Annotated in this window: 25 protein-coding genes; 12 read left to right on the forward strand and 13 right to left on the reverse strand. The window is 63.4% G+C overall.

The window, feature by feature from the left end:
* The first annotated feature begins 248 nt into the window (after positions 1-248).
* The 8 genes from H2509_RS05525 to H2509_RS05560 all read left to right on the forward strand — a co-directional run bounded on the left by H2509_RS05525 (position 249) and on the right by H2509_RS05560 (position 10,466).
* On the forward strand, positions 249-2,498 hold the full coding sequence (locus H2509_RS05525; RefSeq protein WP_209001807.1) for a sensor histidine kinase NtrY-like: 2,250 nt from the start codon (positions 249-251) through the stop codon (positions 2,496-2,498).
* Positions 2,488-3,855 carry a nitrogen assimilation response regulator NtrX gene (gene ntrX / locus H2509_RS05530; RefSeq protein ID WP_182163108.1) on the forward strand — a complete coding sequence of 456 codons (1,368 nt, stop codon included), beginning with the start codon at positions 2,488-2,490 and terminating at the stop codon, positions 3,853-3,855. Before H2509_RS05525 ends, ntrX begins: the two co-directional genes overlap by 11 nt.
* Positions 3,856-3,930: 75 nt before the next feature.
* A complete protein-coding gene (gene trkA / locus H2509_RS05535) occupies positions 3,931-5,307 on the forward strand; it encodes a Trk system potassium transporter TrkA (protein ID WP_182163110.1) in 1,377 nt (458 codons plus the stop codon).
* A 255-nt stretch (positions 5,308-5,562) separates the two neighbouring features.
* A complete protein-coding gene (locus H2509_RS05540; RefSeq protein ID WP_182163112.1) occupies positions 5,563-6,426 on the forward strand; it encodes a D-amino-acid transaminase in 864 nt (287 codons plus the stop codon).
* Positions 6,427-6,679: 253 nt separating this feature from the next.
* Complete coding sequence (gene hfq / locus H2509_RS05545) at positions 6,680-6,937, forward strand: RNA chaperone Hfq (RefSeq protein WP_182163114.1); 258 nt, start codon at positions 6,680-6,682, stop codon at positions 6,935-6,937.
* Positions 6,938-8,341 carry a GTPase HflX gene (gene hflX / locus H2509_RS05550; protein WP_408022665.1) on the forward strand — a complete coding sequence of 468 codons (1,404 nt, stop codon included), beginning with the start codon at positions 6,938-6,940 and terminating at the stop codon, positions 8,339-8,341.
* Between the two features lie 46 nt (positions 8,342-8,387).
* Positions 8,388-9,434: a tRNA dihydrouridine(20/20a) synthase DusA gene (gene dusA / locus H2509_RS05555; protein ID WP_182163116.1), complete on the forward strand. Its 1,047-nt coding sequence runs from the start codon at positions 8,388-8,390 to the stop codon at positions 9,432-9,434.
* 201 nt (positions 9,435-9,635) lie between these two features.
* Complete coding sequence (locus H2509_RS05560) at positions 9,636-10,466, forward strand: sulfite exporter TauE/SafE family protein (RefSeq protein WP_182163118.1); 831 nt, start codon at positions 9,636-9,638, stop codon at positions 10,464-10,466.
* Positions 10,467-10,478: 12 nt separating this feature from the next.
* Here H2509_RS05560 and H2509_RS05565 read toward each other — a convergent pair whose 3' ends face one another.
* The 3 genes from H2509_RS05565 to cobS all read right to left on the reverse strand — a co-directional run bounded on the left by H2509_RS05565 (position 10,479) and on the right by cobS (position 13,441).
* A complete protein-coding gene (locus H2509_RS05565) occupies positions 10,479-11,189 on the reverse strand; it encodes a retropepsin-like aspartic protease family protein (protein ID WP_182163120.1) in 711 nt (236 codons plus the stop codon).
* A 58-nt stretch (positions 11,190-11,247) separates the two neighbouring features.
* Positions 11,248-12,375 (reverse strand): alpha/beta hydrolase, encoded by a 1,128-nt coding sequence (locus H2509_RS05570; RefSeq protein WP_328804993.1) that lies wholly within the window; start codon positions 12,373-12,375, stop codon positions 11,248-11,250.
* A 232-nt stretch (positions 12,376-12,607) separates the two neighbouring features.
* Positions 12,608-13,441, reverse strand: coding sequence for an adenosylcobinamide-GDP ribazoletransferase (cobS, locus tag H2509_RS05575; protein WP_182163124.1), 834 nt, complete (start codon positions 13,439-13,441; stop codon positions 12,608-12,610).
* Between the two features lie 110 nt (positions 13,442-13,551).
* Here cobS and cobT point away from each other — a divergent pair, with 110 nt between their 5' ends.
* Positions 13,552-14,577 carry a nicotinate-nucleotide--dimethylbenzimidazole phosphoribosyltransferase gene (gene cobT / locus H2509_RS05580; protein ID WP_182163126.1) on the forward strand — a complete coding sequence of 342 codons (1,026 nt, stop codon included), beginning with the start codon at positions 13,552-13,554 and terminating at the stop codon, positions 14,575-14,577.
* An 18-nt stretch (positions 14,578-14,595) separates the two neighbouring features.
* Here the strand turns inward: cobT and H2509_RS05585 are convergent, their stop codons facing one another.
* Positions 14,596-16,113, reverse strand: a complete 1,518-nt coding sequence (locus tag H2509_RS05585; protein WP_209001809.1) for a sensor histidine kinase — start codon at positions 16,111-16,113, stop codon at positions 14,596-14,598.
* 235 nt (positions 16,114-16,348) lie between these two features.
* On the opposite strand from H2509_RS05585, the gene H2509_RS05590 reads away from it, so the two are divergent.
* The 3 genes from H2509_RS05590 to H2509_RS05600 all read left to right on the forward strand — a co-directional run bounded on the left by H2509_RS05590 (position 16,349) and on the right by H2509_RS05600 (position 18,282).
* A complete protein-coding gene (locus H2509_RS05590) occupies positions 16,349-16,960 on the forward strand; it encodes a glutathione S-transferase family protein (protein ID WP_182163128.1) in 612 nt (203 codons plus the stop codon).
* Positions 16,957-17,619: a uracil-DNA glycosylase family protein gene (locus H2509_RS05595; protein WP_182163130.1), complete on the forward strand. Its 663-nt coding sequence runs from the start codon at positions 16,957-16,959 to the stop codon at positions 17,617-17,619. The genes H2509_RS05590 and H2509_RS05595 overlap by 4 nt, the downstream gene beginning before the upstream one ends.
* 171 nt (positions 17,620-17,790) lie before the next feature.
* A complete protein-coding gene (locus H2509_RS05600) occupies positions 17,791-18,282 on the forward strand; it encodes an Lrp/AsnC family transcriptional regulator (RefSeq protein ID WP_182163132.1) in 492 nt (163 codons plus the stop codon).
* Between the two features lie 22 nt (positions 18,283-18,304).
* Here H2509_RS05600 and H2509_RS05605 read toward each other — a convergent pair whose 3' ends face one another.
* The 9 genes from H2509_RS05605 to H2509_RS05645 all read right to left on the reverse strand — a co-directional run bounded on the left by H2509_RS05605 (position 18,305) and on the right by H2509_RS05645 (position 26,566).
* On the reverse strand, positions 18,305-19,243 hold the full coding sequence (locus tag H2509_RS05605; RefSeq protein WP_328805009.1) for an NAD(P)-dependent oxidoreductase: 939 nt from the start codon (positions 19,241-19,243) through the stop codon (positions 18,305-18,307).
* A 63-nt stretch (positions 19,244-19,306) separates the two neighbouring features.
* Positions 19,307-20,458: a trans-sulfuration enzyme family protein gene (locus tag H2509_RS05610; protein ID WP_182163136.1), complete on the reverse strand. Its 1,152-nt coding sequence runs from the start codon at positions 20,456-20,458 to the stop codon at positions 19,307-19,309.
* A 45-nt stretch (positions 20,459-20,503) separates the two neighbouring features.
* Positions 20,504-21,343, reverse strand: a complete 840-nt coding sequence (locus H2509_RS05615) for an ABC transporter permease (protein WP_182163138.1) — start codon at positions 21,341-21,343, stop codon at positions 20,504-20,506.
* Entirely contained in the window at positions 21,340-22,053 is a 714-nt protein-coding gene (locus tag H2509_RS05620) for an ABC transporter permease (RefSeq protein ID WP_182163140.1), read from the reverse strand. Before H2509_RS05620 ends, H2509_RS05615 begins: the two co-directional genes overlap by 4 nt.
* Positions 22,054-22,165: 112 nt before the next feature.
* Positions 22,166-22,942: an ABC transporter substrate-binding protein gene (locus H2509_RS05625; protein WP_182163142.1), complete on the reverse strand. Its 777-nt coding sequence runs from the start codon at positions 22,940-22,942 to the stop codon at positions 22,166-22,168.
* 235 nt (positions 22,943-23,177) lie between these two features.
* Positions 23,178-24,467: a molybdopterin molybdotransferase MoeA gene (locus H2509_RS05630; RefSeq protein ID WP_182163144.1), complete on the reverse strand. Its 1,290-nt coding sequence runs from the start codon at positions 24,465-24,467 to the stop codon at positions 23,178-23,180.
* Positions 24,454-24,981 carry a molybdopterin-guanine dinucleotide biosynthesis protein B gene (gene mobB, locus H2509_RS05635; protein WP_182163146.1) on the reverse strand — a complete coding sequence of 176 codons (528 nt, stop codon included), beginning with the start codon at positions 24,979-24,981 and terminating at the stop codon, positions 24,454-24,456. Before mobB ends, H2509_RS05630 begins: the two co-directional genes overlap by 14 nt.
* The gene (gene mobA, locus H2509_RS05640; protein ID WP_182163148.1) at positions 24,978-25,616 is read right to left on the reverse strand and encodes a molybdenum cofactor guanylyltransferase MobA; all 639 of its coding nucleotides are present in this window, start codon (positions 25,614-25,616) and stop codon (positions 24,978-24,980) included. Before mobA ends, mobB begins: the two co-directional genes overlap by 4 nt.
* A gap of 26 nt (positions 25,617-25,642) precedes the next feature.
* On the reverse strand, positions 25,643-26,566 hold the full coding sequence (locus H2509_RS05645) for a formate dehydrogenase accessory sulfurtransferase FdhD (RefSeq protein WP_235974700.1): 924 nt from the start codon (positions 26,564-26,566) through the stop codon (positions 25,643-25,645).
* Position 26,567: the final 1 nt, after the last annotated feature.

Below are 26,567 nucleotides of genomic sequence, written 5' to 3' on the forward strand. Positions count from 1 at the left end.
CGCTGCCGCGCCGTCATCGTGTCGTATTTTCGCAACATTCTGTGGTAAACGTGCCGCGGCCGTCGCATGATGGCTTAGCCGATAAAAACGATTCAATCGGGCGGTCCGCCTGGAGCAATCCTGGCCGCGTTGCCTGAAATGACGGTATCGAAGCATGATCTTGCAGGGGAGGGCGACAGCCTTCCCGGACTTGCTTCCACAGGGGTGGCTGTCGAACCGTGCTAGCCGAGCGACACGATATCTCAACGGTGGACGCCGATCCGCGGGCCAAGGTCGGATCCGCGCGCAAGACCGGGCTCGTCTTTGTTGCGCTCGCGCTGATTTCGATCGGCGTCACCTTTCTGATCCTGACCGGGCTGACTCCCCTCGAGCCGACGAGCGAGGTCGTCACGATCGCCATGGCGATCAATGGCGTCTTCGTGCTGGCACTGGCCGGATTGATCTGCGTCGAGGTGATCTCGCTCATCCAGTCCCGCAGGCGCGGGCGGGCCGCCGCGCGGCTGCATGTGCGCATCGTGGCGCTGTTCACGGTCATCGCGGCCGTGCCCGCGATCATGATCGCCGTCGTCGCGACCGTAACGCTCGACCGGGGTCTCGACCGGTGGTTCCAGGACCGTACCCGCACCATCATCGACAATGCGCTTGTCGTGGCGCAGGCTTATCTTCAGGAGCATGCGCGGGTCCTGCGCGGCGACCTGATCGCCATGGCCAACGACGTGGACCGCGCCAAGCAGGTCTATGACTACGAGCCGACCCGCTTCGACAGTTTCTTCCGGGCGCAGACCCAGCTGCGGGCACTCCTCGGTGCGTTCATCATGCAGGGCGACGGCACGGTGATCACGCGGGTGCTGACCAATCCCGATGCCAACGTGCTGCTGCCCCCGCCCAACGCCTTCAAGGAGGCGGACGGCGGCGAACCCGTCCTGATCGCGCCGGGCCCTTCGAACCTCGTCGGCGGCGTGATGCGGCTTTCCGCCTATGACGGGATGTACCTCTATGTCACGCGGTCACTCGACAAGCGCGTGGTCGACTACATGCGTCTGGCGGAAGAAGGCGCACAGCAATATACCGCGATGGACCAGACGCGCTTCGGCGTGCAGGTGGCCTTCGCGCTCGTCTTTACGGGCGTGACGCTGGTCCTCATCCTCGCCTCGATCTGGATCGGGTTCGGCTTCGCCAACCGGCTTGTGGCGCCGATCCGCCGCCTCATTGCCGCCGCCTCGGAGATTTCCAAGGGCAACCTCTTCGTCGAGGTTCAGACGGACAAGGCGTCCGGCGATCTTGCAAATCTCGGCACCACCTTCAACACGATGACCTCGCAGTTGCGGGGGCAGCGGGATGCGCTGCTGGCGGCAAACGACCAGATCGACCGCCGTCGCCGGTTCACGGAAGCTGTGCTCTCCGGCGTCACGGCAAGTGTCGTGGGCATCGACGAGACGGGCAGGATCACCCTGGTGAACCGGTCGGCGCTGGCGCTTTTCGACATGCCCGAGGAAGACCTGCTCGATCAGCCGCTGGCCGATGTCGTGCCGGAGCTTTCCGATGTGGTGACGCAGGTCATTTCGCGTGAAGACGGCCGCTTCAAGGAAACGCAGGTCGCGATCATCCGGCACGGCAAGGAACGCACGGTCAACGTCCGCATCACCAGCGAGCAGTCGACCCGGCGCGAGCATGGCTATGTGGTGACGCTCGACGACATTTCGGATCTCGTATCGGCGCAGCGCACATCCGCCTGGGCGGATGTGGCGCGCCGCATAGCGCATGAGATCAAGAATCCGCTGACGCCGATCCAGCTTTCGGCCGAGCGTATCCGCCGCCGCTACGGCAAGAAGATCGAGGACGACCGTGGCGTCTTCGACCAGTGCGTCGATACGATCATCCGCCAGGTCGGGGACATTGGAAGGATGGTGGACGAGTTCTCCTCCTTCGCGCGCATGCCGAAACCGACGATGAGCGAAGCGGACCTGCGCAATACGGTGCGCGAGGCGGCGTTCCTGCAGTCGGTCGCCCATCCGGAGATCGAGATCACGACGCATTTGCCGAAGGAGCCGGTGGTCACCGTCTTCGACGCGCGTCTAGTCGGGCAGGGGCTTACGAACGTCATAAAGAACGCGACCGAAGCCGTGCTCGCCGTGCCGCCCGAGGACTTGGGCAAGGGAAAGATTTCAGTGCATCTGCGCGTGGAAGACGACACCCGCGTGATCGAAATCATCGACAACGGTATCGGCCTGCCGCAGGAAAACAGGCAGCGTCTGCTGGAGCCCTACATGACGACGCGGGAAAAAGGCACCGGCCTCGGCCTCGCGATCGTTCGCAAGATCATGGAAGAGCATGGAGGCGGCATCGAACTTCTCGACGCTCCGGCTGTGGCCGAGGGCGGACGGGGAGCGATGATCCGTCTCACGATCAGTGCCAAACCTGCAACGCCGGAAGAAGTCGAGGAAAACGGCCAAGGCAAGCAGGACGAAGAAGTGACGGTTGCCACCAATGCCTTATGACATTCTCATCGTTGACGACGAAGCCGATATCCGCGAGCTGATCGCTGGCATCCTGGACGACGAGGGCTATGGAACCCGCACCGCCGGTGACAGCGATTCCGCGCTTGCCGCCATTCGGGAGCGCCGGCCGTCGCTGGTGGTCCTCGATATCTGGCTGATGGGAAGCCGCCTCGACGGCCTCGCCCTGCTCGATGTCATCCGCGAGCAGGACCCGGATCTTCCCGTCGTCATCATTTCCGGTCACGGCAATATCGAAACGGCCGTCTCCGCCATCAAGCGCGGCGCCTACGACTATATCGAGAAGCCGTTCAAGGCCGACCGGCTGGTGTTGATCACGGAGCGCGCGCTGGAAGCGTCCTCGCTGCGCCGCGAAATCCGCGACCTGAAACAACGCAGCACCGACGCCCTTTCGATGATCGGCAAATCCACGGCGATGAACCATCTGCGCCAGACGATCGAGCGCGTCGCCGCCACCAACAGCCGAATCCTGATCACCGGGCCTTCGGGCTCCGGCAAGGAGTTGGCCGCACGCACGATCCATACCTCTTCGCTGCGCTCGCGCGGACCGTTCGTCGTCATCAACGCCGCGACGATCACGCCGGAGAGGATGGAGGAGGAACTTTTCGGTATCGAGGACGAGGGCGGCAAGATCCGCAAGATCGGCGCCCTTGAGGAAGCTCATGGCGGCACGCTCTATATCGACGAGGTTGCCGACATGCCGCGCGAGACGCAGGGCAAGATCCTGCGCGTGCTCGTGGAACAGACATTCGCGCGCGTGGGCGGGGCGGGGAAAGTCAAGGTGGACGTGCGCATCCTGTCTTCCAGCGCCCGCAACCTGGAGCAGGAGATCGCCGCCGGGAACCTGCGGGAGGATCTCTTTCACCGGCTGAGCGTGGTGCCGCTTGCCATTCCCTCGCTCGCCGAGCGTCGCGAGGATATCCCGGAACTGATCACCTTCTTCATGGACCAGATTTCGGGAGCCGCCGGCCTGCCGATCCGCCGCATCGGCGACGACGCCATGGCGGTGCTGCAGGCGCATGACTGGCCCGGCAATATCCGTCAGCTGCGCAACAACGTGGAACGGCTGATGATCCTGACACGGGGCGATCCCGAAGCGGTGGTCACCGCCGACCTGCTGCCGGCGGAAGTGGGCGACATGCTGCCGAACCTGTCATCCACCGGCAATGGCGAGCACCTGATGTCATTGCCGCTTCGCGACGCCCGCGAGCTGTTCGAACGCGATTATCTGCAGGCCCAGATCAAGCGCTTCGGCGGCAATATTTCCCGCACGGCCGAATTCGTCGGCATGGAGCGCTCCGCCCTCCACCGCAAGCTCAAGACGCTCGGCCTTTCATAAGGCTTGGCGTAAACATTGAGACTTTCGCGCTGAGGCGTTCTATAGAGCACGGATCGGGTCAAAGGGGCGCGTTTCATGAGGGTTGTGATCTGTGGTGCCGGTCAGGTCGGCTACGGCATCGCCGAAAAGCTGGCGCAGGAGCAGAACGACGTTTCCGTCATCGATTCCTCGCCGCGTCTCGTAAATGCGATCCGCGACACGCTCGATGTGCGCGGATTCGTCGGACACGGGGCGCATCCCGATGTCCTGGCGCAGGCCGGCGCCGACCAGGCCGACATGCTGATCGCCGTCACGCTCTATGACGAAGTCAACATGGTCGCCTGCCAGGTGGCGCATTCCCTCTTCAATGTGCCAACCAAGATCGCTCGCGTGCGCGCGCAGAGCTATCTGGAATCGCGCTGGAGCGATCTGTTTTCGCGCGAAAACCTGCCCATCGACGTGATCATCTCGCCGGAGCTGGAAGTCGGCGACATGGTCCTGCGGCGCCTCGCCCTGCCCGGCGCGGTCGAGACGGTGCGGTTCGCCGATGACAATGTGGTCGTCGTCGGCATCATGTGCGACGAGGATTGCCCGGTGGTGAACACGCCGCTTCGGCAGTTGACTGAGCTTTTCCCCGATCTTGGTGCCGTCGTCGTCGGCATCTTCCGCAATGGCCGCCTTTTCGTGCCGAAGAGCTCCGATTCCATGATCACCGGCGACCTCGTCTACGCTGTTGCGCGGCGCGATCAGGTGCGGCGCACGCTCAATATCTTCGGTCACGAGGAGCCGGAGGCGAACCGGGTGGTTATCGCCGGCGGCGGCAATATCGGGCTTTACGTTGCCCATGCGCTCGAGCAGCGCCAGAGCAAGGCCAAGGTGAAGCTGATCGAGCATTCGCGGGATCGGGCGATCTCGATCGCCGACGAACTGAAGCGCACGGTGATCCTGCACGGCAGCGCGCTCGACCAGAACATCCTGCTGGAAGCCGATATCGAGCAGGCAGATACCATGGTGGCGCTGACCAACGAGGACGAGGTCAATATCCTCTCCTGCGTCATGGCAAAGAAGCTCGGCTGCCGGCGCAATCTGTCGCTTCTGAACAATTCCAGCTATCCGACCTTTGCCCATGCGCTGGGCATCGATGCCTATGTGAACCCGCGCCAGGTGACGATTTCGAAGATCCTGCGGCACGTGCGCCGAGGCCGGATCCGCGGCGTGCATGCGCTGCAGAACGGGGCCGCCGAAGTGATCGAGGCGGAAGCGCTGGAGACCTCGCCGCTGGTCGGGCGGCCGCTCAGGGACGTCGATCTGCCGGACGGCATCCGTGTCGGCGCCATTTTTCGCAATGGCAAGGTCATCACGCCGAATGGCGACACCCAGATCATGGCGCACGATCGCGCCGTGATCTTCGCGGTTGCCGAGCGCGTAAGGCAGGTAGAGCAGATGTTCCGCGTGAGCCTGGAATTCTTCTGATCTGCGTTGTTTGCAATGCAGACCTGCATCACAAACATAACTTTATGATCCGTGAGCCCTTGTCGGTTCGCCGCCAGCCGTCATACTCGGAACATGTATGATTTTTGACCAAATGGTCAAAACATCGCATATTCGGCGGATTGGTACGGGCTGCTTTTGGGCTGTATCCTGTCAACGAATGCAAGGGATACGTTCCGGACGGGGTAGAAGGTCTGCCTGCCGGAGCGATCGTCGGGAGCCAAGCCGGGAGTTCGCATGAGCCGTATCGCCTACGTCAATGGTCGTTACGTTCCGCACGCGCAAGCCTGCGTTCATATCGAGGATCGCGGTTATCAGTTCGCCGACGGCGTCTACGAAGTCTGTGAGGTCTGGTCCGGCAAGATCGTCGACGAGCGGCGCCATCTGGACAGGCTCGATCGTTCGCTCGGGGAATTGTCGATTGCCTCGCCGATGAGCCGGGCAGCGCTTGGTTTCGTTCTGCGCGAGGTCATCCGGCGCAACAGGGTGCGGGACGGTCTCGTTTACCTGCAGGTGACCCGCGGCGTTGCGAAACGCGATCATTATTTTCCCGCCGATGGTACACCGCCGGCTCTGGTCGTTACGGCGCGGGCGGCGGATCCGCGTGCCGCGGAGAAGGTCGCCGATGCCGGTGTCGGCGTCATCACGGTGCCGGAAAACCGGTGGGACCGTGTCGACATCAAGACCGTGGGCCTGTTGCCGAATGTGCTTGCCAAGCAGAAGGCCAGGGAGCGGGGCGCTCGCGAGGCATGGTTCGTCGACGGCGATGGCATGGTTACGGAAGGCGGCTCGACCAATGCCTGGATCGTCACGAAGGACGGGAAGCTGGTGACGCGGCCCGCCGATCACGGAATTCTGCGGGGCATAACCCGGCAAGTCGTGCTGGACCTCGCTGCGCGCGAAGGTTTAAGCGTTGAGGAAAGAGCCTTCTCCGTCGCGGAGGCGCTGGAGGCGAAGGAAGCTTTCATTACGGCCGCTTCATCGCTCGTCATGCCGGTCGTCCGGATTGACGGGCGCGCTGTGGGCAACGGGCATCCAGGCTCAATTGCACGGAATTTGAGGGAGAAATTTCATGAAATCAGCGAGTTGGAGGAAATTTGAACAAGGTGGAAACGCCCTGGAAGAATGGGCAGGAAAATTGAACCGGGTTACGTTAAACTGATTTTGGTGAGTTCAGGGCCTTAAGCCCGCTGACTGACTTCTAGAATAAAGCGGAAGGGGCGCGGTGATCTGGGCCCCGCCAACCTTCCGTAAACGAAAAATCCGGACGTCACGATTAGGGCGCCACGGGCATGGGCAGTGAACTTGGCGGATGCCGCGGCCGTATCCGGAGAAACTTAGGAAATATAAAAACATGGCTGACCGCGCACAGAATCTTCAGGACACGTTCCTGAATCACGTACGTAAACAGAAGACTCCTCTTACGATCTTTCTTATCAATGGCGTGAAATTGCAGGGTGTCGTCACCTGGTTCGACAATTTTTGCGTATTGCTTCGCCGCGACGGGCACTCCCAGCTCGTCTATAAGCATGCGATCTCGACCATAATGCCGAACGCCCCCGTGCAGCTCTTCGAGCCCAATGAAACCGAAGGCGAAAAGGCGGCAGGCTGATTGAGGCCAAAATCTCGCAAGGAAGCGGACAAGGCTAGGGGCGCGGCCGACGCTGAGCCCTTCGCCGAACGCAAGGATGCCGTGGGTGCGCGCGCCGTTGTGGTGGTTCCGGTTTTCGGACCCAGGCTACGGCGCACGATGGATGCCGCGCGGCCGCAGCGTACCGATCAGGCGCGGCTTGAGGAGGCGGTGGGCCTCGCACTCGCCATCGACCTGGAAATCGTATCCTCCTATGTCGTGACGCTTTCCCAGATCCGCCCGGCGACCCTGCTGGGGCAGGGCAAGGTTGAAGAGCTTTCCGTGATCGTCAAGACGGAAGAGGTGGAACTGGTCGTCGTCGATCATCCGCTGACGCCGATCCAGCAACGCAATCTGGAAAAGGCGCTCAATGCCAAGGTTCTGGACCGTACCGGCCTGATCCTTGAGATCTTTGGCGCCCGGGCGAGGACGGCGGAAGGTCGCCTGCAGGTGGAACTGGCTCACCTCAAGTGGCAGAAGAGCCGGCTCGTGCGTTCCTGGACCCATCTGGAACGTCAGCGAGGCGGTCTGGGGTTCATCGGCGGTCCCGGCGAAACCCAGATCGAGGCGGACAGGCGCCTGATCCAGGAACGCATCACGCGGCTGGAGAAGGATCTGGAACAGGTGCGGCGCACCCGCGACCTGCATCGCAAGCAGCGCCGCAAGGTGCCGCAGCCGATCGTCGCGCTCGTCGGCTATACCAATGCCGGCAAGTCGACGCTGTTCAACCGGCTGACGCGTTCCGACGTATTCGCCAAGAACCTGCTCTTTGCGACGCTCGATCCGACGTTGCGGCGCATCCCGCTGCCGCATGGCGGCGAGGTGATCCTCTCCGATACGGTGGGCTTCATTTCCGACCTGCCGACGCATCTGGTGGCAGCCTTCAGGGCAACGCTGGAAGAGGTGCTGGAGGCGGATCTCATCTTGCATGTGCGCGACATTTCGCACGAGGACACCGAAGCCCAGGCCGTCGACGTGGCGGAAACGCTGCGCCTGCTCGGCATCGAGGAAGGCGGCGACGAGCGGATCATCGAGGTCTGGAACAAGATCGACCTCGTCGACCCTGTCCGGCGCGAGGCGCTGTTGTCCGATAATGCGCGGGCAGAGGGACCGATTGCCGTTTCGGCCGTTTCCGGAGACGGCATCGCGGCTTTGCTGGCACGGATCGAGGATCGCGTCGCGGAAGACCGGGTGGTCTACAGTCTTTCGCTGCCGCTTGCCGAAGGAGAGACGCTGGCCTGGCTTTATCGCGCCGCCGAGGTGCTGGAACGGCGGGACGGCGAGGCCACGTCGATGCTGACCGTGCGCGTGCCGGAAAAGCAGCGCGAACGGTTCATGCAGCGCTGCGGCGGATATCTGGCCGCGCCGGGCTCGTCCGGCACATGAGGCCGGCTTTGACAGACGCCGGCAATTACCGGTATTCAAGCGCGCCATGAAGCAAGGCCAGCTCTATCGCGATTTCTCGCCCCGTTTCGCCGTCGCGCCCATGATGGAGTGGACGGATCGTCACTGCCGTGTCTTTCACCGGCAGCTGAGCCGCCATGCGCTGCTCTACACGGAGATGGTGGCGGCAGCGGCGGTCGTGCATGGCGACCGGCAACGGCTCCTCGGCTACAGCGAGGGCGAGCATCCGATTGCCTGCCAGCTCGGCGGTTCCGATCCGGCGGAATTGGCGCAAGCCGCCCGCATCGTTGCCGATTTCGGCTATGACGAGGTCAATATCAACGTCGGTTGTCCCTCCGATCGCGTGCAGTCCGGCCGCTTCGGCGCCTGCCTGATGCGCGAGCCGAACCTGGTTGCCGAATGCGTTTCGGCGATGAAGGCGGCGGTTTCGATCCCCGTTACCGTCAAATGCCGGATCGGCGTGGACGATCAGGACCCGGAAGTGGCGCTCAACGCGCTTGCCGACGCGGTGCTGGCGGCCGGCAGCGATGCCCTCTGGGTTCATGCCCGCAAGGCCTGGCTGAAGGGCCTGTCGCCCAAGGAAAACCGCGACGTCCCGCCGCTGGAATATGAGCGCGTCTATCGCCTGAAGGAGCGCTACCCGGGCGCTTTCATCGGCATCAATGGCGGCATTGCCGGCCTCGACGACGCGGAAGCCCATCTTTCGAACGTGGACGGCGTGATGCTCGGCCGCGCTGCCTATCACGATCCGTGGAGTATGGCGGAAGTGGATCCTCGCCTGTTCGAAACGACGCAGCCTTCCGCCACCCGTCGCGAGGCGCTCGAAGCCTACATCCCCTATATGGCGGCCGAGCTTCAGCGGGGCACGCGGCTGACCAACATGACGAAGCATATCCTTGGGCTGTTCCACGGCATGCCGGGCGCGCGTGCGTGGCGCCGCCGCCTCACGGTCGAGGCGGTGCGGGAAGGGGCCGGGCTCGATATCGTCTTTGCCGCTCTCGGCGAAGTTTCCGGCGATCTTCTGGACGGCACGCGTCCGGCAAGGGCGCGGCAGGAGGAAGTTGCGGCGGCCTGATCTAGTGGTCCGATTCCGACATTTGCCTCCCTTCGCAGCTCCCACATGAGCAAATGTCGGAATCAAAAAGGACCACTAGCAACCTTATGATCCTAGTGGAGCTTTTGAATTCGACATTTGAGCGTGAGCTCGCGGCAATCTGGACTCAAATGTCAAATTCGCTCCACTAGATCGCCGTCTTTCATTCACACGGGGGAATTCATGGACCTTTCGTCGCTGAACGGCGATGTGATCTGGCTCGGCCTGGCGCTTGTCGCCTCCGGCGCGATCGCTGGGCTTCTGGCCGGCATGTTCGGCATCGGCGGCGGGGCCGTGCTGGTGCCGGTGCTTTACCAGTTCCTCACCCTGCTGCAGATCGACCAGGCGGTGCGGGTGCATATCGCCGTTGCCACGTCGCTTGGCATCATCGTGCCGACGTCGATCCGGTCGTTCCTCGCTCACAAGAAACGCGGCTCCGTGGATATGGAACTGTGGCGAAGCTGGATCGTTCCCGTGCCTGCCGGCGTGGTGCTGGCAAGCCTTGTCGCGGCTTACGTCTCCGGCGACGGCCTGAAGGGGATTTTCGCCGTGATCGCCCTCGTCGTGGGACTGAAGATGATCTTCAACCGCGAAAGCTGGCGGCTTGGAACCGATATTCCCGGCAATCCGATCCGTGCCGTCTGCGGTATTCTGATCGGCTTCTTCTCCACGCTGATGGGGATTGGCGGCGGCGTCATGAACAACACTTTCATGACGCTCTACGGCCGGCCGATCCATCAGGCGGTCGCGACCTCCGCCGGAACGGGCGTGCTGATTTCCGTGCCTGGCGTCATCGGCCTGGCCTGGGCAGGCTGGGGCGCGCCGGGCTTGCCCGCCTTCTCGCTTGGATATGTGAACGTGCTTGGCGTCCTGCTGATCATTCCGATCACGACCTTGGCCGCGCCGCTCGGCGTGCGGATCGCGCACGCCCTGTCGCGCAGGGTCATGGAAGTCGCCTTCGGGCTGTTCCTGATTACCGTCTCGGCGCGCTTCGCGGTCAGCCTGATGGACTGATGGAACGGCGCGTCAGGGGTTGAGGATCAGCTTCGATCCCTCGACACGCCAGCTCGACAGTTTGTCGAGCGCGGTGAGACCCAGAAGGCTTGTCTCCAGCGCGCCATTGCGGCTGACATAGGCGCGGATGTCCGATAGCCGGATACTGCCGATGTCGAGCGTTTCGATCCTGACGGGCGCGACGAAGGTCCTGCCATTCGCGGTCGAGACGGGGATCGTGAAGGAAAGGCTATCGAGATCGTAGCCTGCGGCGCGTGCGTCGTCGGCCGTCAGCGTCACCGCCGACGCGCCGGTATCGACAAGGAATGTTGCCGGAGCGCCGTTGATCGCGGCTTTCACCCGGTAATGCTGCGTGCCGTCGCGGATCACCACGACCGAGCCGTCCGTCTGGTCGACCGCGGTTCCCGGTACGAGCACCGCGACGAGCCGGTCGCCCAGTCCGGCAAAGTCTCCCTTGTAGCTGTAGCCAAGGACGAGAACGAGCCCCAGCCCGCCCCAGACCAGCGCCGAATGCATGACCTCGCGCAGCCTCGGGCGGCTGAAGAAGAGGGAGATCAGCAGGACCGCGAGGATTGCGCCGAGAGCCGCCATGCGTGGTCCGCTGCGGTCGAAGCTGAGTGAGCTGGGGTCGCTTGCGCCTGCGAAAAAATAGGCAAGCGCGGCTATCGCCAGGACGACAAGCACCATGGCGGCGATGAAGTTCCTGAAGGCTCCCGGCTGCATTTCCGACCGCCTCCCATGCGCGCCTGCTTGAATTCGCCTTGCTAGTATAGTTGGGCGTTTATTGCCCGCCGGACAAGACCTGTACAGGTGCGGTGAGAATGCGGACGGGTAACGTTATGGCGATCTTCGCGGTGTTGCCGACCGCGGTACCGATCGTATCTGCATGGGTGTTGAGATCGCCCGGCTTGGTGTTGAGGCCGGCTTCCTGCAGCGCCACGCGCAGCCTCGGCGCGACTGCGGCGACCTGCGTGAATTTGCCATGGTCGATGGCGTCTGTGCCCTCAAGTTCCGTCAGATCAATGACAATCACGCCGAGATTGGCCAGTTCCTGCTCGTCTTCGTAGCGACCGACCCGCTGTTTGCCGCCGGCGATGAGGCTTGAGGCCTTCAGCGCCTTGTCGTCCCTGGAGACAAGAACGATGAAGGGGGTCTTGCGTTGACCGATCCGCCTGAGCTGCGACTTGAAAACATCGATGTCGAGGTCGGGCGCAGCCAGGATAACCGCTCCGATCCTGTCTTCCGGGATGGGGTTGTTGGACAGTTTGACCTGGCGGATTGTCTCGGTCAGCACCCAGTTGCCCATGGAGTGGGCGATGATGTGGACCCGGGAAACCCCGCTGTCCAGGATTTCGCGCAAGGTGCGCTCAAGCCCGTCACGCGCGGCGGTCGCGCTGTTATTGTCGTAGACGTAATCGGTCACCGTGCCGCGCGAGGCCCAGGTAAACAGCACCGGTATGCGCGGTGCGTCCGCATCGTGGGTAATTTGCGCGAAGCGATAAAGCGCTTCCGGGAAGCGCGTGTTGTAGCCGTGAATGAAAAGGATGACCTCCCGGTGGTCTGGGGTCCGCTTGGCCATCTCTTCCTTCAACGCGGCACGGAAGCCGGCCGCTCCGTCCAGATAGGTGAACGCGCGGGTGGTATAGCTCTTCTCCGGGTCGCCAGGCAGCGTTTCCGGCCATTCGATCTGGCCGGTGACATGGTTCGGCGGCACGGAAACGACGGCGGAAGCGTAATTCAGCGTGGGGGAGCGCTCGCCGTTGAAGTAAGTATCCGGCGTTGCATCCTTTTCCCGGGTGGTGGCGATGAGAATGCGGTGCTCCGTCGTACCCGGCGCGTTGCTGGTGGCGATCGCCAGCGCTCCCGGGCCCGGTCGTCCTCCACATCCTGCTAGGAATAGCAAAGCCACACATAAAACGACAAAGCCCGGCCGAAAACGGCCGGGTGTCGAACTGTGGACCGATGAACGCGTGACCTTTGGCAAGGGCAGTTCCAGAGGAGTTGACGCTTCTTCTTCCTGTCGTGTCGGCCAGCTTGTTCCGCAGGCTTACCGGTCAAGACTAGCACGGGTGCAGCCGGACAGGGGGGCTGCTCGCTGCTGTAGACGGGTTCTGACAGCCGATTCGCGGGCGCTGTTGCTATTACGCAACGGAAGTCAAGCCCAGGAGAAAAGCGACGGCGGTCAATTGCTGTGTAGCGCCCAATACGTCTCCGGTCTGGCCGCCGATTTTTGCCGCAGCAAGGCGGATGGCAAAAACGGTCGTAAGGACAAGGAGCATCAGGGCGACGACGATTGCGGCGAAGGGCATCAGCAGCAGGAGAGGCAGGCAGATGATCGCGGCAAGGAGGGCGGCGACGCGAACGGCGCCGGCCTCCGGCGTGCCGCACAGTGCGCCGAGGCCTCCGGGCCTTGCCGCCGGCAGCGCCTGCCATAGCCAGGCCATGGCCGTCCGCGACGTCGCTTCGGAGGCAATCAGGCCCAGCACGCCACCGGTCGCGCCATAGCGCTCGATCAGTGCGCCGAGCAGGACGACCTTCAAAAGCAGCCCCATCGTCAGGGCTATTGCGCCGAATGCCCCTGTACGGCTGTCCTTCATGATTTCGAGCCGACGCTCGGGTGTCGAAGCGCCGAAAAAGCCGTCTGCGACATCCGCGAGGCCGTCTTCGTGCAAGGCGCCGGTAATGCAGATCAAAACGATGACGGCGACGACCGCCTGTGCGAGCGGCGGCACGAAAGTCAGTGACAGGAATAGCAGGCACAGGGCGGACGGGAGGGCCAGGATTGCCCCTGCAACCGGCACGACCCGCGCCGAGCGCGAGAAGTCCGGCACGGCAAGCGGGTCGTCCCCGGGGCCGATCCGCGGCACGGGGAGGCGCGAGAAAAAGCGAATGACGGATGCGGTCTCTGCCAGAAATCCTGCCGCGCCCGGACCCCAAAGACCACCTTTCACGCTGTCATCGTCATCGTCGAACATGAACCTTCCCGGCTGATTCTTCTCCATTCGCCTTTGCGAACCGTACTCACCCGGTTATAGATCGGCGCCCCTCGGCTCACAATCGAGGCAGAAGTCTTCGGAGATCCAGAATGTCGCTTTCGCCGTCCGCCTTGCCTTTTGACGATATCCGCAACCTCGTGCGCAACATGCCAGGCGCCGACGAGGCGGCAGTGGCGGCATTTCGCGAGCGAAACGCGCAGTTGACGAAGCCGGCCGGCTCGCTCGGGCGGATGGAGGAGATCGCCGAATGGCTGGCCGCCTGGCACGGACCCGTCTGGCCGAAGGTGACGCGGCCGCTCGTCGCGGTCTTCGCGGCCAATCACGGCGTGACGGTAAAGGGCGTGTCCGCCTACCCGTCTTCCGTGACGCGTCAGATGGTGGAGAATTTCGCCGCCGGCGGTGCGGCGATCAACCAGATCTGCATCGCCTATGACCTTGGGCTCAAGATCTTCGACCTTGCTCTCGATTTGCCGACGCCGGACATCACCGAGGCCGATGCGCTGGAAGAGGCCAATTGCGCGGCGACCATGGCTTTCGGGATGGAAGCTCTGGCCGGCGGTATCGACCTGATCTGTATCGGCGAGATGGGGATCGGCAACACCACGATTGCGGCGGCGGTGCTGAACGGCCTGTTTGGCGGCGAGGCGGCGGACTGGGTCGGCCCGGGCACCGGTGTCGACGACGCGGGCCTGGAGCGGAAGCGCAGTGCGGTTGCGGCGGCCGTGGAGAGGCTGTCGGGCGAGCGCGATCCGCTGGAAGTTCTCCGCAGGGTCGGCGGCCGGGAGATCGCCGCCATGGCCGGCGTCATCCTCGGCGCGCGCCACCAGAAGGTGCCGGTGATTGTCGACGGCTATGTGGCGACCGCCGCAGCCGCCGTTTTGCATGCCATGGACAGCCGCGCGCTGGATCACTGCCTGTTCGGTCATCTGTCGGCGGAGCCCGCTCACGCGCGCGCGCTGGCCATCATGGAAAAGAAGCCGCTGCTCGATTTCGGCATGAGGCTTGGCGAGGGAACGGGGGCTGCCCTTGCCGCCGGCATCGTCAAGGCGGCCGCCCAGCTTCACTCCGGCATGGCGACATTCGAACAGGCCGGGGTCTCGGGCAAGGAACGCTGAGGCGGGCCGTAGCCTGCTTCACGAAACCCGGCGGATTGCCCGGCGCTGAGGCGAGCGGGCGGGCGCCGGCGGGGGCGTATCCTCGACGGGAGGCATCGCTTCCAGCACGCGGACGGCCGGGAAGGTGACGATCGCTTCGGTGCCTTCGCGCAGCTTCGACTTCAGCTCGAACTTGCCGCCATGCATGGCGACAAGCGCCTGAACGATGGACAGGCCCAGGCCCGTGCCGGCCTCGGCGCTCTTGATTGCAATCGATCCCTGGCCGAAGGCCTGCATGACGAGCGGGATCTCGTCCTCGGGAATGCCGGGCCCGTTGTCGAGGATCGACACGTATTGGCCGCCGCCGGCCGTCCAGCCGCACTTCAGCTGAACCTCGCCGTTTGCCGGCGTGAACTTCACCGCGTTGGAAATGAGGTTCAGGATCACCTGGCGTATGGCCCGTTCGTCGGCCCACAGGCGCGGCAGTCCATCCTCGAAGGATTCGGTGATGGTGATGTTCTTGTTGCGCGCGCGGATCGCCATCATGTGCCGGCAATCCTCGATGATGGCCGTCAGCGTGACAGCCTCCTCGCTCAGTTCGTACTTTCCGGCCTCGATGCGCGACAGGTCGAGGATCTCGTTGATGAGGTTGAGCAGGTGGCCGCCGGAATTGTGGATGTCGGCGGCATATTCGCGATAGGTCTTGTTGCCGATCGCGCCCAGCAATTCGTTCTTCATCACTTCCGAGAAGCCCAGGATGGCATTGAGCGGCGTGCGCAGCTCATGGCTCATCGTCGCCAGGAAGCGGGACTTGGCGAGGTTTGCCTCTTCCGCGCGGCGGCGCGATTCGTCGGAAATCGCCTTGGCCTGCTCCAGCTCCGCGATCAGGTGGTCCTTCTGGGCGCGATATTCCAGCATGGTCACCGTGGAGGTGTGCAGCTGGTTGCCAAGCATCAGGAAGAAGCCCTGCGCGCCAAGCGCCATCGCCAGCATCGCATAGTGGATCGGCGTCTGCTGATGCAGGAAGGTGAGGGCGATGGCGAGCGTGATCGGCAGGGTGGCCGCGGTCAGGGCCCGCGACACCGAAGACGACAGCATCGTGCTCATGGCGATCACGATCAGCATGGTCGCGAATTGCAGGATCTCGAAACCGCCCTGCAGGTCCTTGTTCGGCGGCAACAGGAAAAAGGCCGCCCAGCTCAGTCCGTAGAGCAGGTCGCCGATCACCATCTGCCGCCGCCAGACCTTCAGGTCCTGTTCCTGGCCGCCGGCTCGTTCGAAGCGGCGGCAGGTGGAAATGATCAGGCCGTGGGCCAGCAGGACGAAGAAAAGCCACGCGCTTATGACGATGGCATCGACCCAGAGCAGGGTGATCGCGCCGACGATGACGGCGAAGATCGGCAGGGCGAAGGCCGCACTCAGCCGGTTCTTCACATAGATCAGCATCAATTCGTGATCGAAGGCAGGCGGTGTCCCGTCGACCGAGCTCAGCCTTTCGCGCGCGTCGCGCACGGTGCGGGCGACTTCGCGGCGCTTGAGTGCGCGCTCGCGGTTCATCGCCGTTTTTTCCTGGCTGCTCCTCGGCTTGTCGAGGGACATGGTCAATCACGATCCGCTGGTTATCGGAAGGTTCCGATCAATGGAAGTATTGAAGCCATCATGATCATAAACCCTTAATAAGCGGCTCAAAGACATGGTTAACGATTGATTGCGCAGCGGTTTTGCCGCGCAATACTTGCCAGGCGGAGTGCGGCGCGCGACAACGGCCGCAGCGAAAATGCGGGAGGACCAGATGAAGCTTTATGACGGCGGGCGCGCGCCCAACCCGCGCCGGGTGCGGATATTCCTTGCCGAAAAGGGCGTCTCCGTGCCGCTGGTGCCGGTCGATATCATGGCGAAGGACCACAAGACCGATGCCTTCACCCGCATGAATCCGATGCAGCGCATCCCGGTGCTGGAACTCGACAACGGAGCGGTGATTTCCGAAAGCGTGGCGATCTGCCGCTATTTCGAGGAGCTTTTTCCCGAACCCGCGCTGATGGGATCGTCGCCGCTGGAAAAGGCGACCATTGAGATGTGGAACCGCCGGGTCGAACTCGGCATCTTCAGCGCGGTCGCCGCCTCCTTCCGCCATGCCCATCCGGCGATGCGCGACCTCGAAGTGCCGCAGATCGGCGAATGGGCGCAGGCCAACCGGGAAAAGGCAATCGAGATGATGCGCTTCCTCGACGAGGAACTGGCCGGCCGCGATTTCGTCGCCGGCGACAGCTACTCGATTGCCGATATCACGCTCTATTGCGCGATCGATTTCTGCCGGCTGCCGAAGATCGAGATGCCGGAAGAGCTTCATCACCTGAAGGACTGGTACGAGCGCATGGCGGCACGGGAGAGTGCGAAGGCATGAGCGCGTCGCGCGGCAACGGAGTCCTTTTTGCCGGTCGTTCGGTCGAGGCGATTGCGGTGGAGCTGTCCGGCTGCCGCCACTGTGCCGACTCTGTAGCAGTGGCGCAGCGATTACCGCACGAACCGCGACCGGTTTGCGTCCTCTCGCAAACCGCCAGAATCGCCATTTGCGGCCAGGCCCCCGGCACCCGCGTGCACGAGAGCGGCCGTCCCTATACCGATCCTTCCGGAGATCGCCTGCGCGACTGGATGGGGATCGGAAAGGACGTTTTCTACGATCCGGCAAAGGTTGCCATCGTGCCGATGGGCTTCTGTTTCCCCGGGCTCGATGCCAAGGGCGGGGACAAGCCGCCCCGGCGCGAATGCCGGGCGCTCTGGCACGACCGCCTCTTTGCCGTCATGCCGCAGCTCGAACTGAAGCTCGCCATCGGCCAGTATGCGATCGACTATCATCTGCGCGATCTGCGGCGGGCTTCGGTGCGCGAAACGGTGGCGGACTGGAGAGAAGTTGTCGCCGAGAGCCTCGCACGCGATGGCGTCGCCACATTGCCGATGCCGCACCCGTCCTGGCGCAACAATGCCTGGCTCAAGGCCAATCCGTGGTTCGAGGAGAGCGTGCTGCCATTCCTGAAGGCCGAGGTGGCCCGGATGATCGTCTGATCGAGCGAAGGCAGCAAAGAATGAGGAAATAATTTCCGGAATCTGAATATTCATGGCGTGATATTGAAATTGAAACGCAGTTTCGGCTTGCTGTTTAGAAGATGAATCCAATAGGGTTGCCGCAGCGCATGGCGCCGGAGCGCCGTCACCACTCAATGCGGATAACCCATCATGATCGACCGGATCGACCGCCGTATCCTTGCTATCCTTCAGGAGGACTGCACCGTGCCCGTTGCCGAAATCGGCCGCAGGGTAGGGCTTTCAACCACTCCCTGCTGGCGACGGATCCAGAAGCTGGAAGAGGAAGGCGTCATCCAGCGCCGCGTCGCCGTGCTCGATCCGAAGAAGGTCAACTGCAAGGTGACGGCCTTCATCGCAATCACCACGAGCCAGCACAATGCCGACTGGCTGAAGAAATTCGCCGACGTGATCAGCGAGTTTCCGGAAGTTGTTGAATTCTATCGCATGGCGGGGCAGGTGGACTATTTGCTGCGGGTCGTCGTGCCAGATATCGAGGCCTATGACGCCTTCTACAAGAAGCTCATCGCGAAAATCGACATCTCTGACGTGTCGACGACCTTCGCGATGGAGCAGATCAAATGCACCAACGAATTGCCGTTGAACTATGTCGGCGCCGAAAAGCCGCGGGAGCCGGTTTCCTGATCCGGCCTGCCGCGGCCGATCCTCATTTCCTGTCGGCGTTTTCCAGGCGGGCGATCAGGCTGGACGTATCCCAGCGGCGTCCGCCCATCGCCTGCACTTCCGCATAGAACTGGTCGACGAGCGCGGTGATCGGCAGGCGCGCGCCGGTCTCGTTCGCCGTCTTCAGGCAGATGCCGAGGTCCTTGCGCATCCAGTCGACGGCGAAACCGAAGTCGAACTTGCTGTCGCGCATCGTCTGCCAGCGGTTTTCCATCTGCCAGGATTGCGCCGCGCCCTTCGAAATGACGTTGATGACCTTCTCCACATCGAGGTCCGCCTTCTTGGCGAAATGGACCGCTTCGGAAAGGCCCTGAACAAGGCCGGCGATGCAGATCTGGTTGACCATCTTCGTCAGCTGGCCGGCGCCTGCCGGTCCCATCAGGCCGACCATGCGGGAGAAGCTGTCGATCACCGGCTTCGCCTTGTCGTAGTCCGCCTCGTCGCCGCCGACCATGACGGTCAGCGCGCCGTTTTCGGCACCCGCCTGGCCGCCGGAAACCGGCGCGTCCAGGAAGCCGCATCCCTTGGCCTTGGCTGCCTGATGGAGCTCGCGGGCGACGTCCGCGCTTGCCGTCGTGTTGTCGATAAAGATCGCACCGGCCTTCAGGCCGTGGAAAGCGCCATCCGGTCCGACGGTAACTGCGCGCAGGTCATCGTCATTGCCGACGCAGCAGAAGACGAAATCGCAGCCCTCTGCGGCCTCGCGGGGTGTCGCGGCATGTTTGCCGCCGAATTCGGCAGCCCATTTCTCCGCCTTGGCGGCCGTGCGGTTGTAGACAGTGACGTCATGCCCGCCCTTGGTCCTCAGATGCCCCGCCATGGGATAGCCCATGACGCCCAGGCCGATGAAGGCAACTTTTGCCATAGCGTACTCTCTCCCGAATGTTTGCTGCGCCCGCCCGTTCCCGGGAAACGGTCCAATAGGGTTCGACAGGGTTTTTAGAAGAGGCGGGCGCGGCTGTCACGCCAACAGCCGCAGGACGGCCTATTTACGGCCGAGCGCCTGTTCGAGATCCGCAACCAGATCCTCCACGCGCTCGATGCCGATGGAGAAGCGCAGCAGGTTCTTCGCCACGCCCGTGGCGTCTCCCTCGATCGTGTAGCGGTGCTCCACCAGGCTCTCCACGCCGCCGAGCGACGTTGCCCGCTTGATCAGGTTGAGCCTGCCGGCAACTTCGAGCGCGGCCTCCGCGCCGCCTTCGACGAGAATGGAGACGAGATAGCCGTAGCCGCCCGACATCTGCGCCTTTGCCAGCTCATGGCCCGGATGGGTTTCAAGCCCCGGATAGAGCACGCGTTCGACGCGGTGATGGGTCGAGAAGCGCTCGGCGATTGCCTGCGCATTGGTGCACATGCGCTCCATGCGGATGCCGAGGGTCCGCAAGCCGCGAAGCAGGAGATAAGCCTCGAACGGTCCCATCACGGCGCCGGCATCGTGGCGCTCCTCGCGGATGAAGGTCCAGGCGTCGGAATTGGCATCGCTGGTCGATACGATGCCGCCAAGAGCGTCCGAATGGCCATTCAGCGCCTTGGTGGTGGAATGAAGCACCAGGTCGGCGCCGAGGGCGAGGGGCTTCATCAAAAGCGGTGTCGCCGCCGTCGCATCGACCGCCAGAACGCCGTCCGCCTTGTGCGTGGCTTCGGCGGCCTTGGCGATGTCGGCGATCGCAAGGCCCGGATTGGAAGGAACCTCGATGAGCACCAGGGCAGGGCCGGTCTCGCGGATCGTTTCGCAGAATTGCTCGATTTCGGTCGCGTCCGCCTCGACAAGGGCTATGCCGTTGCGGGCGCAGTGTTTACGCAGCCAGGCTGTCGTGCCCCAATAGATCCCCGACTGCACAAGGATCGAACCGCCCGGTTTGGCGCTGCGCACCACCGCTGCGACCGCCGCCATGCCGGACGCGAAAAGCCGGCTGTCTGCGGCACCCTCCAGGTCCGCCACCAGCGCTTCGATCTGCCGGAACAGGTCGTTGTCGTCGCGGCTGTAGAGGTGGGCGGGGCTGGTAAGCTTGTAGTTGCGGTCGCGCACGAATGTGGTCGACGGCAGGATCGCCGGAACCACGGCGCCCGTCGACGGGTCGACACCGCCGCCGGCATGCGCAAGCAGGGTGTCGGGATGCAGGGATTTCTCGGCCATGCAGGCAGCTCCGGAAAGAGAGAGTTGTATTATATCAGAAATTTATCAGGAACGCTTCAGGTGGCGTGTGAGCCGCGCCTCGATTACGTCCCAGGTCTGCCTGAGGGCTTCCACCAGCACCAGATACATGACCGCGGCCCAGATATAGGCCTGGAAGTCATAGGAGCGGGAATAGGCGCGGCGCGTCTCGCCCATCAGGTCGTAGATGGTGATGATTGAGGCAATGGCGGATCCCTTGATCATCAGGATGATCTCGTTGCCATAGGGCCGAAGCGCCACGATCATCGCCTGCGGCAGGATCACCTTCCAGAAGATCACCGCCTTGTGGAGGCCCAGCGCCGCCGCCGCTTCCCATTGACCGCGGGACACATTCTGGATCGAGCCGCGCAGGATCTCCGCCTGATAGGCGGCAGTGTTCAGTGAGAAGGCGAAGATGGCGCAGTACCAGGCGTCGCGGAAGAACCACCACACGCCGGCGTCCTTCAGGAACGGCTGGAAGGTGCCTGCACCGTAATAGACCAGGAATGTCTGCGCGAGCAGCGGCGTACCGCGGAAGAAATAGACATAGGCATAGGAAATGCCGTTGAGGATGGCGGAACGGGACATGCGCATCGCCGCGACCGGCAGCGACAGCAGGCAGCCGACGACAAGCGAGATGGTTACCAGTTCGACGGTGACGACGAAGCCGGAGACAAACTTCTCGCCGTAGCGCTCAATGAAGTCGGGATTGAAGCTCTCCGCCATGAAGAGCACAAGGCCGACGACGGCGGCGGCCCAGACGCCCATCAGGGCATAGCCGGTCAGGCGGGCCTTGCTCCAGGCTCTTGACGGCGGAACCGTGGGCGCTGCGGACGCCTCGACCTTCTGTTCGGCGCGGTCGCTCATCGGCGAACCTCCCCGCGCTTCGTCCAGGCCTCGATCCTGTTGAGGCCTACCGAGGAGAACATGGCGAGGACGAGATAGATCAGGCAGGCAACGCCGAAGAAGAGAAACGGTTCCTTGGTGACGCGGGCGGCGATGCCGGATTGTCGCACGATGTCGGAAAGCCCGATGACGGAAACGAGCGAGGTTTCCTTGAGCAGGATGAGCCACAGATTGCCGAGAGCCGGGAGCGACAGGCGGATCAGTTGCGGCAGGATGACGAGGCGCATCGTCTTGAAGCGGGAGATCCCGAGCGCGTACGCGCCTTCATATTGGCCCTGCGCGATACCGCGGAAAGCGGAAAGAAACGCTTCCGAAGCATAGGAGGAAAACACAAAGGCAAGGGCGATCATGCCCGCGACAAAGGAATTCACCTCGATCCGCACGTCGCCGAACAGGGCGCCGAGGGCTTGCTGCAGAAGGATCTGCCCGCCGTAATAAACGAGGAAGAGGGTAAGAAGCTCAGGCAGGCCGCGAAAGATCGTCGTGTAGATGTTGGCGGCGGCCCGCAGGCTCGGTTCCTCGGATTTCTTGGCAAGGGCCAGGACGAAGCCGAGCAGCAGCCCGAAGGGAAGGGTGGCTACGGCGAGCAGGACGGTGATCAGCACGCCTTGCGCGATCTCGTCGCCCCAGCCATCCGGTCCGAAGGAAATGAGTATCAGGATTTCGTCCATGCCAGGATAGCTTCCTCGAGACGCTGGCAGCCCTCAGGGGCTTGCGTCTTCCAGCAGGAACTCCGCATCCCGGCGCGGATGGTCTGCGCCGGGATGCAACGGTGGCAGGACGTCAGCCGCCGTAGACGTCGAAGGCGAAGTACTTGTCGTTGATTTCCTTGTACTTGCCGTTGGCGCGGATCGCGGCGATCGCCTCGTTCAGCATTTCGCGCAGGTCGTCTTCGCCCTTGCGGACGGCGATGCCGGCGCCTTCGCCGTTGATCACCGGATCGGGCTGCAATGCGCCGAGGATCTTGCAGCAGGCGCCTTCGGTGGCGTTCACCCAGTCGGACAGCACGACCACGTCATCGATGGCGGCGTCGAGGCGGCCGGATTCCAGATCGAGCTTGTATTCGTCCGGGGTCGGGTAGAGCTTCAGCTCCGCATCCGGGAACTTGGCTTCGGCGTAGTTGGAGTGCGTGGTCGACGACTGTGCGCCGAGCGTGATGCCCTTCAGGTCTTCCGGGGTGACGCCGGCCAATTTGCTGTCCTTCGGGACGGCGATTGCCGGGCCGGTGTTGTAGTACTTCTTGGTGAAGTCGACCTTTTCCTTGCGCTCGTCGGTGATCGACATCGAGGCAATGATCGCGTCGAACTTGCCGGCCTGCAACGCCGGAATGATGCCGTCCCAATCCTGGGTGATGAATTCGCACTCGACCTTCATCTCGTCGCACAGCGCCTTGGCGATGTCGATGTCGAAGCCGACGAGCTGTCCGTCGGAGGTCAGGTTGTTGAACGGAGGATAGGCGCCCTCGGTGCCGATGCGCACCTTGGTCCAGTCCTTGGCCTCAACACCGCCGGCAGCCGCGAGAAGCAAAGCGGCCGCTGCCGCCAATCGCATCAAACGCATCGTATCTTTCCCCTGTCTTCTGCTTGTTATGGAAGGAACACCCTGTGACGCCCTTCAAACTACCGCGCATACTCCCACCAAATTTCCGGCGGATTCAACAAGTTTGCGCAAAATATCCCCCGTGTCGCAGCGATTTCCTGCGCTCTCGCGCGCGGTGAAGCCTGCCGCCGGGGGCGAAACGCAGGCCGGTTAGCCGGCTTTTCGAGAATCGGCGGCGGCGGATGCGCCGGGCCGCTCACCCGTGCGGCGGCAATCCCAATTCCGTGAATGGGATGAAGTCGACGAGGTCGCCGCGCGAAACGCCGGTCACCCTCTCCGGAATTTCGACAAGCCCGTCCGCCTCCCGCAACGAGGTGATGAGCCCGGAACCGTCGTGCTCGAACTTGCGGATGCAGGTCTGCCCGTCTCCGTCCACGGCAAGAATGCCGCGGAAGAATTCGCGGCGGCCGGTCTTTGTCCGTTCCATCGCGAAATCGGCCGGCAGCTGATAGCGCCTCGGTTGCAGGAAGGCGCCACCGCCCAGCACTGACAATACGGGCCGTGCATAGAGAAGGAAGCAGACCATCGCCGCGACCGGGTTGCCGGGCAGGCCCAGCATCACGCAATCGCCGATTTGCCCGAAACTCATCGGCCGGCCCGGCTTGATCGCAAGCTGCCAGACGTGGCGGGTGCCCAGCTTGTCGAGCGCATGGACGAGGTGATCCTCCTCGCCGCGCGATGCCCCGCCCGTGGTGACGATCGCGTCATGCGATGCGGCGGCCGTCACCAGAGCGTCTTCCACGACATCGGCCTTGTCGGGCAGGATGCCGCAGTCGGTGATCTCGGCGCCCGCACCTTCCAGCAGCGCCCGCAGCAGGAAATGGTTGCTGTCATAGACCTGTCCAGGGGACAGCGGCTCGCCCGGGCGACGGATCTCGTCGCCAGTGGAAACCAGCGCGACCCGCAGGCGCTTCATCACGCTGACGCTTGCCTTGCCGGTCGAGGCGATGGCCGCAACATCCTGGGGCCGCAGCAGGATGCCGGGCGCCAGCATCGGCGCGCCTTGCTTCAGGTCTTCGCCGGCCTTGCGACGGTTGGCGCCCGGCTTGAGGCCCGGCGGGATGGTGACAACGCCGGTGCCGCCTGCTTCTTCCGCTTCGCAATCTTCCTGCATGGCGACAGTGTCGAGGCCTTCCGGCATGACGGCGCCGGTGAAGATGCGCACTGCTGCCCCTTCAGGCGCGGCTCCGTCCATCGGGTGGCCGGCCGCGACGCGGGCCACGACCGGCATCCTGCCGCCGGAATTAATGTAATCGGCATGGCGGAAGGCATAGCCGTCGACGGCGGAATTATCGCTTGCGGGCACGTCGCGCGGCGCATGGATTTCCTCCGCCATGATGCGGCGACAGGCATCGGCGAGCGGCACGGTCTCCGCGTCGACGACCCGTGAGACCCGGGCTTTCAGGATTGCCAGCGCTTCCGAGTGACGCAAACGGTCGCGGTCATGCAGGAAGCAGTCGTCGAGAAGGCGTTTATTCGGCTGCATGACGGCGGTCTAATCCACACTGGTCGAGAATGAAATCGGCAATTGCGGCAATGTCATTCAGGTCGAACAAGGGAAGTCCGCCGCTGTCGGTTTCGTGATCGGCTGCAATCGCGCGGATTGCGGGATCGTCCGGGGCAAGGGCCTGACCCTTGCGGCCCTCCTTGCGCCGGACCTCGATTTTCGGATGGGCTTCCCGCTTGTAGCCCTCGATGATCACGATGTCGCAGGGCGCCAGCCGTGAAAGCACGTCCTCGAAAGACGGCTCCTCCTCGTCGCGCAGTTCATGCATCAAGGCCCAGCGTCGGCCGGAAACCAGCGCCACCTCGGTGGCGCCGGCCTCCCGGTGGCGGAAGCTGTCCGTGCCTTCGTGATCGATATCGAAGGCGTGGTGCGCGTGCTTGACCGTCGAGACGCGAAAGCCGCGGCCCGTCAACTCCCGCACCAGCCGCTCGACAAGCGTTGTCTTGCCCGAATTCTTCCAGCCGGTGACACCGAAAACAGGTGGCTGCGTCATGCGTCCAGTTCCCTGGCGAGCGTTGTCGCCTCGGCAAGCTGCTCCGCCGTGTTGATATTGAAGAATGGGTCGATGCCTTCCGCGCCGCGTCGGCCGGGATAGGTGTCGAAGAGCACGCTGCGGTGAGGATGCCGGTCGACGAAGGCAAGGACCTTGCGCGTTTCCCCGTCCTGCAGAAACCGCTCGAGGTCGCCGGCCGTCGTCACCGGCCAGAGACCGAAAACGGGATGCAGCCCCTCGTTCGAGCGCGCCAGAACGATTTCGCCGCCCGACTTGGCCGCCTCGCGCAGGCGCGCGACAAGACCTTGCGGGAAGAAGGGCGTGTCGCCTGCGACCGTTGCCACGAAATGGGCTTCCGGATGATTGTCGCGCGCCCAGAGCAGGCCGGCCAGCACGCCGGCCAGCGGACCGGCAAAGCCTCCGATCGGATCGGCAATGACGGGCAGCGAGAAATCGTCGAAGCGGGCCGGATCGCCATTGGCGTTGAGGACGATGGCGCCAACCTGCGGTGAAAGCCGCTTTATGACATGGGCCAGCACCGGCTTGCCGGCGAGATCGCGCAGTGGCTTGTCACCGCCGCCCATGCGCCGCGCGAGGCCGCCTGCGAGAATGCAGCCGATGACGTCCTTCCTCATTCTTCCTGTATCAGTTCCTTGCCATGTCATGCGTCGAGATCCTTCCGCGCGCCCTTGCGGCGGTGCTCTGGCGCCTCATCCTCGCCCTGCGCCGGGTCGAGGTCGAAGACGATCCGCTCTGCGCCCGACAGGGCGACGAAACGGCGGCCGCGGGCGCGTCCGATCAGCGTCATGCCGACCTGCCGCGCCAGCTCCACCCCCCATGCGGTGAAGCCGGATCGCGATACCAGGATCGGTATTCCCATCATCGCAGTCTTGATCACCATTTCCGACGTCAGCCTGCCGGTCGTGTAGAAGATCTTGTCGGCGGGACCGACCTTCTCGCTCCACATCCAGCCGGCAATCTTGTCCACCGCATTGTGGCGACCGACATCCTCCATATAGACGAGCGGACGATCCTCCTGGCAAAGCACGCAGCCGTGAATGGCGCCGGCGGCGAGGTAGAGGGAAGGGGCGGTGTTGATCTTCTTCGTCAGGGCCGCGAGCCAGGACGTGCGGAGGCGCGCATCCGCGTCGAGCTCGATCTCGTCGAAACGGTCCATCACGTCGCCGAAGACGGTCCCCTGCGCGCAGCCGGAGGTGCGCACCTTCTTCTTCAGCTTGTCCTCGTAGTTGGTCGCGCGCTCGGTGCGCACCACCACGACCTCCAGGTCCTCGTCATAGTCGATGCCGGTCACAACGTCGTCCGGCTTCAGCATGTTCTGGTTGATAAGGTAACCGACCGCGAGCAGGTCGGGATGATCGCCGATCGTCATCATGGTGACGATCTCCTGCGCATTGAGATACAGCGTCAGCGGCCGCTCGGTCACGACCCGCGTATCGATGGGCTGGCCGCTCTGGTCGATGCCGGCGACGGCTTTCGACAGGCGCTCGTCGTCCGGGTCGGGACGCACGAGGAATTCCCCCTCGACTGGCTGGAACGATTTCGGGTCGCCCGCTCGACCGCTCAAC

It is taken from the genome of Stappia albiluteola (genome assembly GCF_014050225.1).
GTDB classification, from domain to species: Bacteria; Pseudomonadota; Alphaproteobacteria; order Rhizobiales; family Stappiaceae; genus Hongsoonwoonella; species Hongsoonwoonella albiluteola.

Coding starts and splice junctions, on each gene's coding strand:
- ntrX (WP_182163108.1), top strand. CDS start 2,488: ATGCCTTATGACATTCTCATCGTTGACGACGAAGCCGATATCCGCGAG.
- trkA (WP_182163110.1), top strand. CDS start 3,931: ATGAGGGTTGTGATCTGTGGTGCCGGTCAGGTCGGCTACGGCATCGCC.
- H2509_RS05540 (WP_182163112.1), top strand. CDS start 5,563: ATGAGCCGTATCGCCTACGTCAATGGTCGTTACGTTCCGCACGCGCAA.
- hfq (WP_182163114.1), top strand. CDS start 6,680: ATGGCTGACCGCGCACAGAATCTTCAGGACACGTTCCTGAATCACGTA.
- dusA (WP_182163116.1), top strand. CDS start 8,388: ATGAAGCAAGGCCAGCTCTATCGCGATTTCTCGCCCCGTTTCGCCGTC.
- H2509_RS05560 (WP_182163118.1), top strand. CDS start 9,636: ATGGACCTTTCGTCGCTGAACGGCGATGTGATCTGGCTCGGCCTGGCG.
- H2509_RS05565 (WP_182163120.1), bottom strand. CDS start 11,189: ATGCAGCCGGGAGCCTTCAGGAACTTCATCGCCGCCATGGTGCTTGTC.
- cobS (WP_182163124.1), bottom strand. CDS start 13,441: ATGTTCGACGATGACGATGACAGCGTGAAAGGTGGTCTTTGGGGTCCG.
- cobT (WP_182163126.1), top strand. CDS start 13,552: ATGTCGCTTTCGCCGTCCGCCTTGCCTTTTGACGATATCCGCAACCTC.
- H2509_RS05585 (WP_209001809.1), bottom strand. CDS start 16,113: ATGAACCGCGAGCGCGCACTCAAGCGCCGCGAAGTCGCCCGCACCGTG.
- H2509_RS05590 (WP_182163128.1), top strand. CDS start 16,349: ATGAAGCTTTATGACGGCGGGCGCGCGCCCAACCCGCGCCGGGTGCGG.
- H2509_RS05595 (WP_182163130.1), top strand. CDS start 16,957: ATGAGCGCGTCGCGCGGCAACGGAGTCCTTTTTGCCGGTCGTTCGGTC.
- H2509_RS05600 (WP_182163132.1), top strand. CDS start 17,791: ATGATCGACCGGATCGACCGCCGTATCCTTGCTATCCTTCAGGAGGAC.
- H2509_RS05610 (WP_182163136.1), bottom strand. CDS start 20,458: ATGGCCGAGAAATCCCTGCATCCCGACACCCTGCTTGCGCATGCCGGC.
- H2509_RS05615 (WP_182163138.1), bottom strand. CDS start 21,343: ATGAGCGACCGCGCCGAACAGAAGGTCGAGGCGTCCGCAGCGCCCACG.
- H2509_RS05620 (WP_182163140.1), bottom strand. CDS start 22,053: ATGGACGAAATCCTGATACTCATTTCCTTCGGACCGGATGGCTGGGGC.
- H2509_RS05625 (WP_182163142.1), bottom strand. CDS start 22,942: ATGCGTTTGATGCGATTGGCGGCAGCGGCCGCTTTGCTTCTCGCGGCT.
- H2509_RS05630 (WP_182163144.1), bottom strand. CDS start 24,467: ATGCAGCCGAATAAACGCCTTCTCGACGACTGCTTCCTGCATGACCGC.
- mobB (WP_182163146.1), bottom strand. CDS start 24,981: ATGACGCAGCCACCTGTTTTCGGTGTCACCGGCTGGAAGAATTCGGGC.
- mobA (WP_182163148.1), bottom strand. CDS start 25,616: ATGAGGAAGGACGTCATCGGCTGCATTCTCGCAGGCGGCCTCGCGCGG.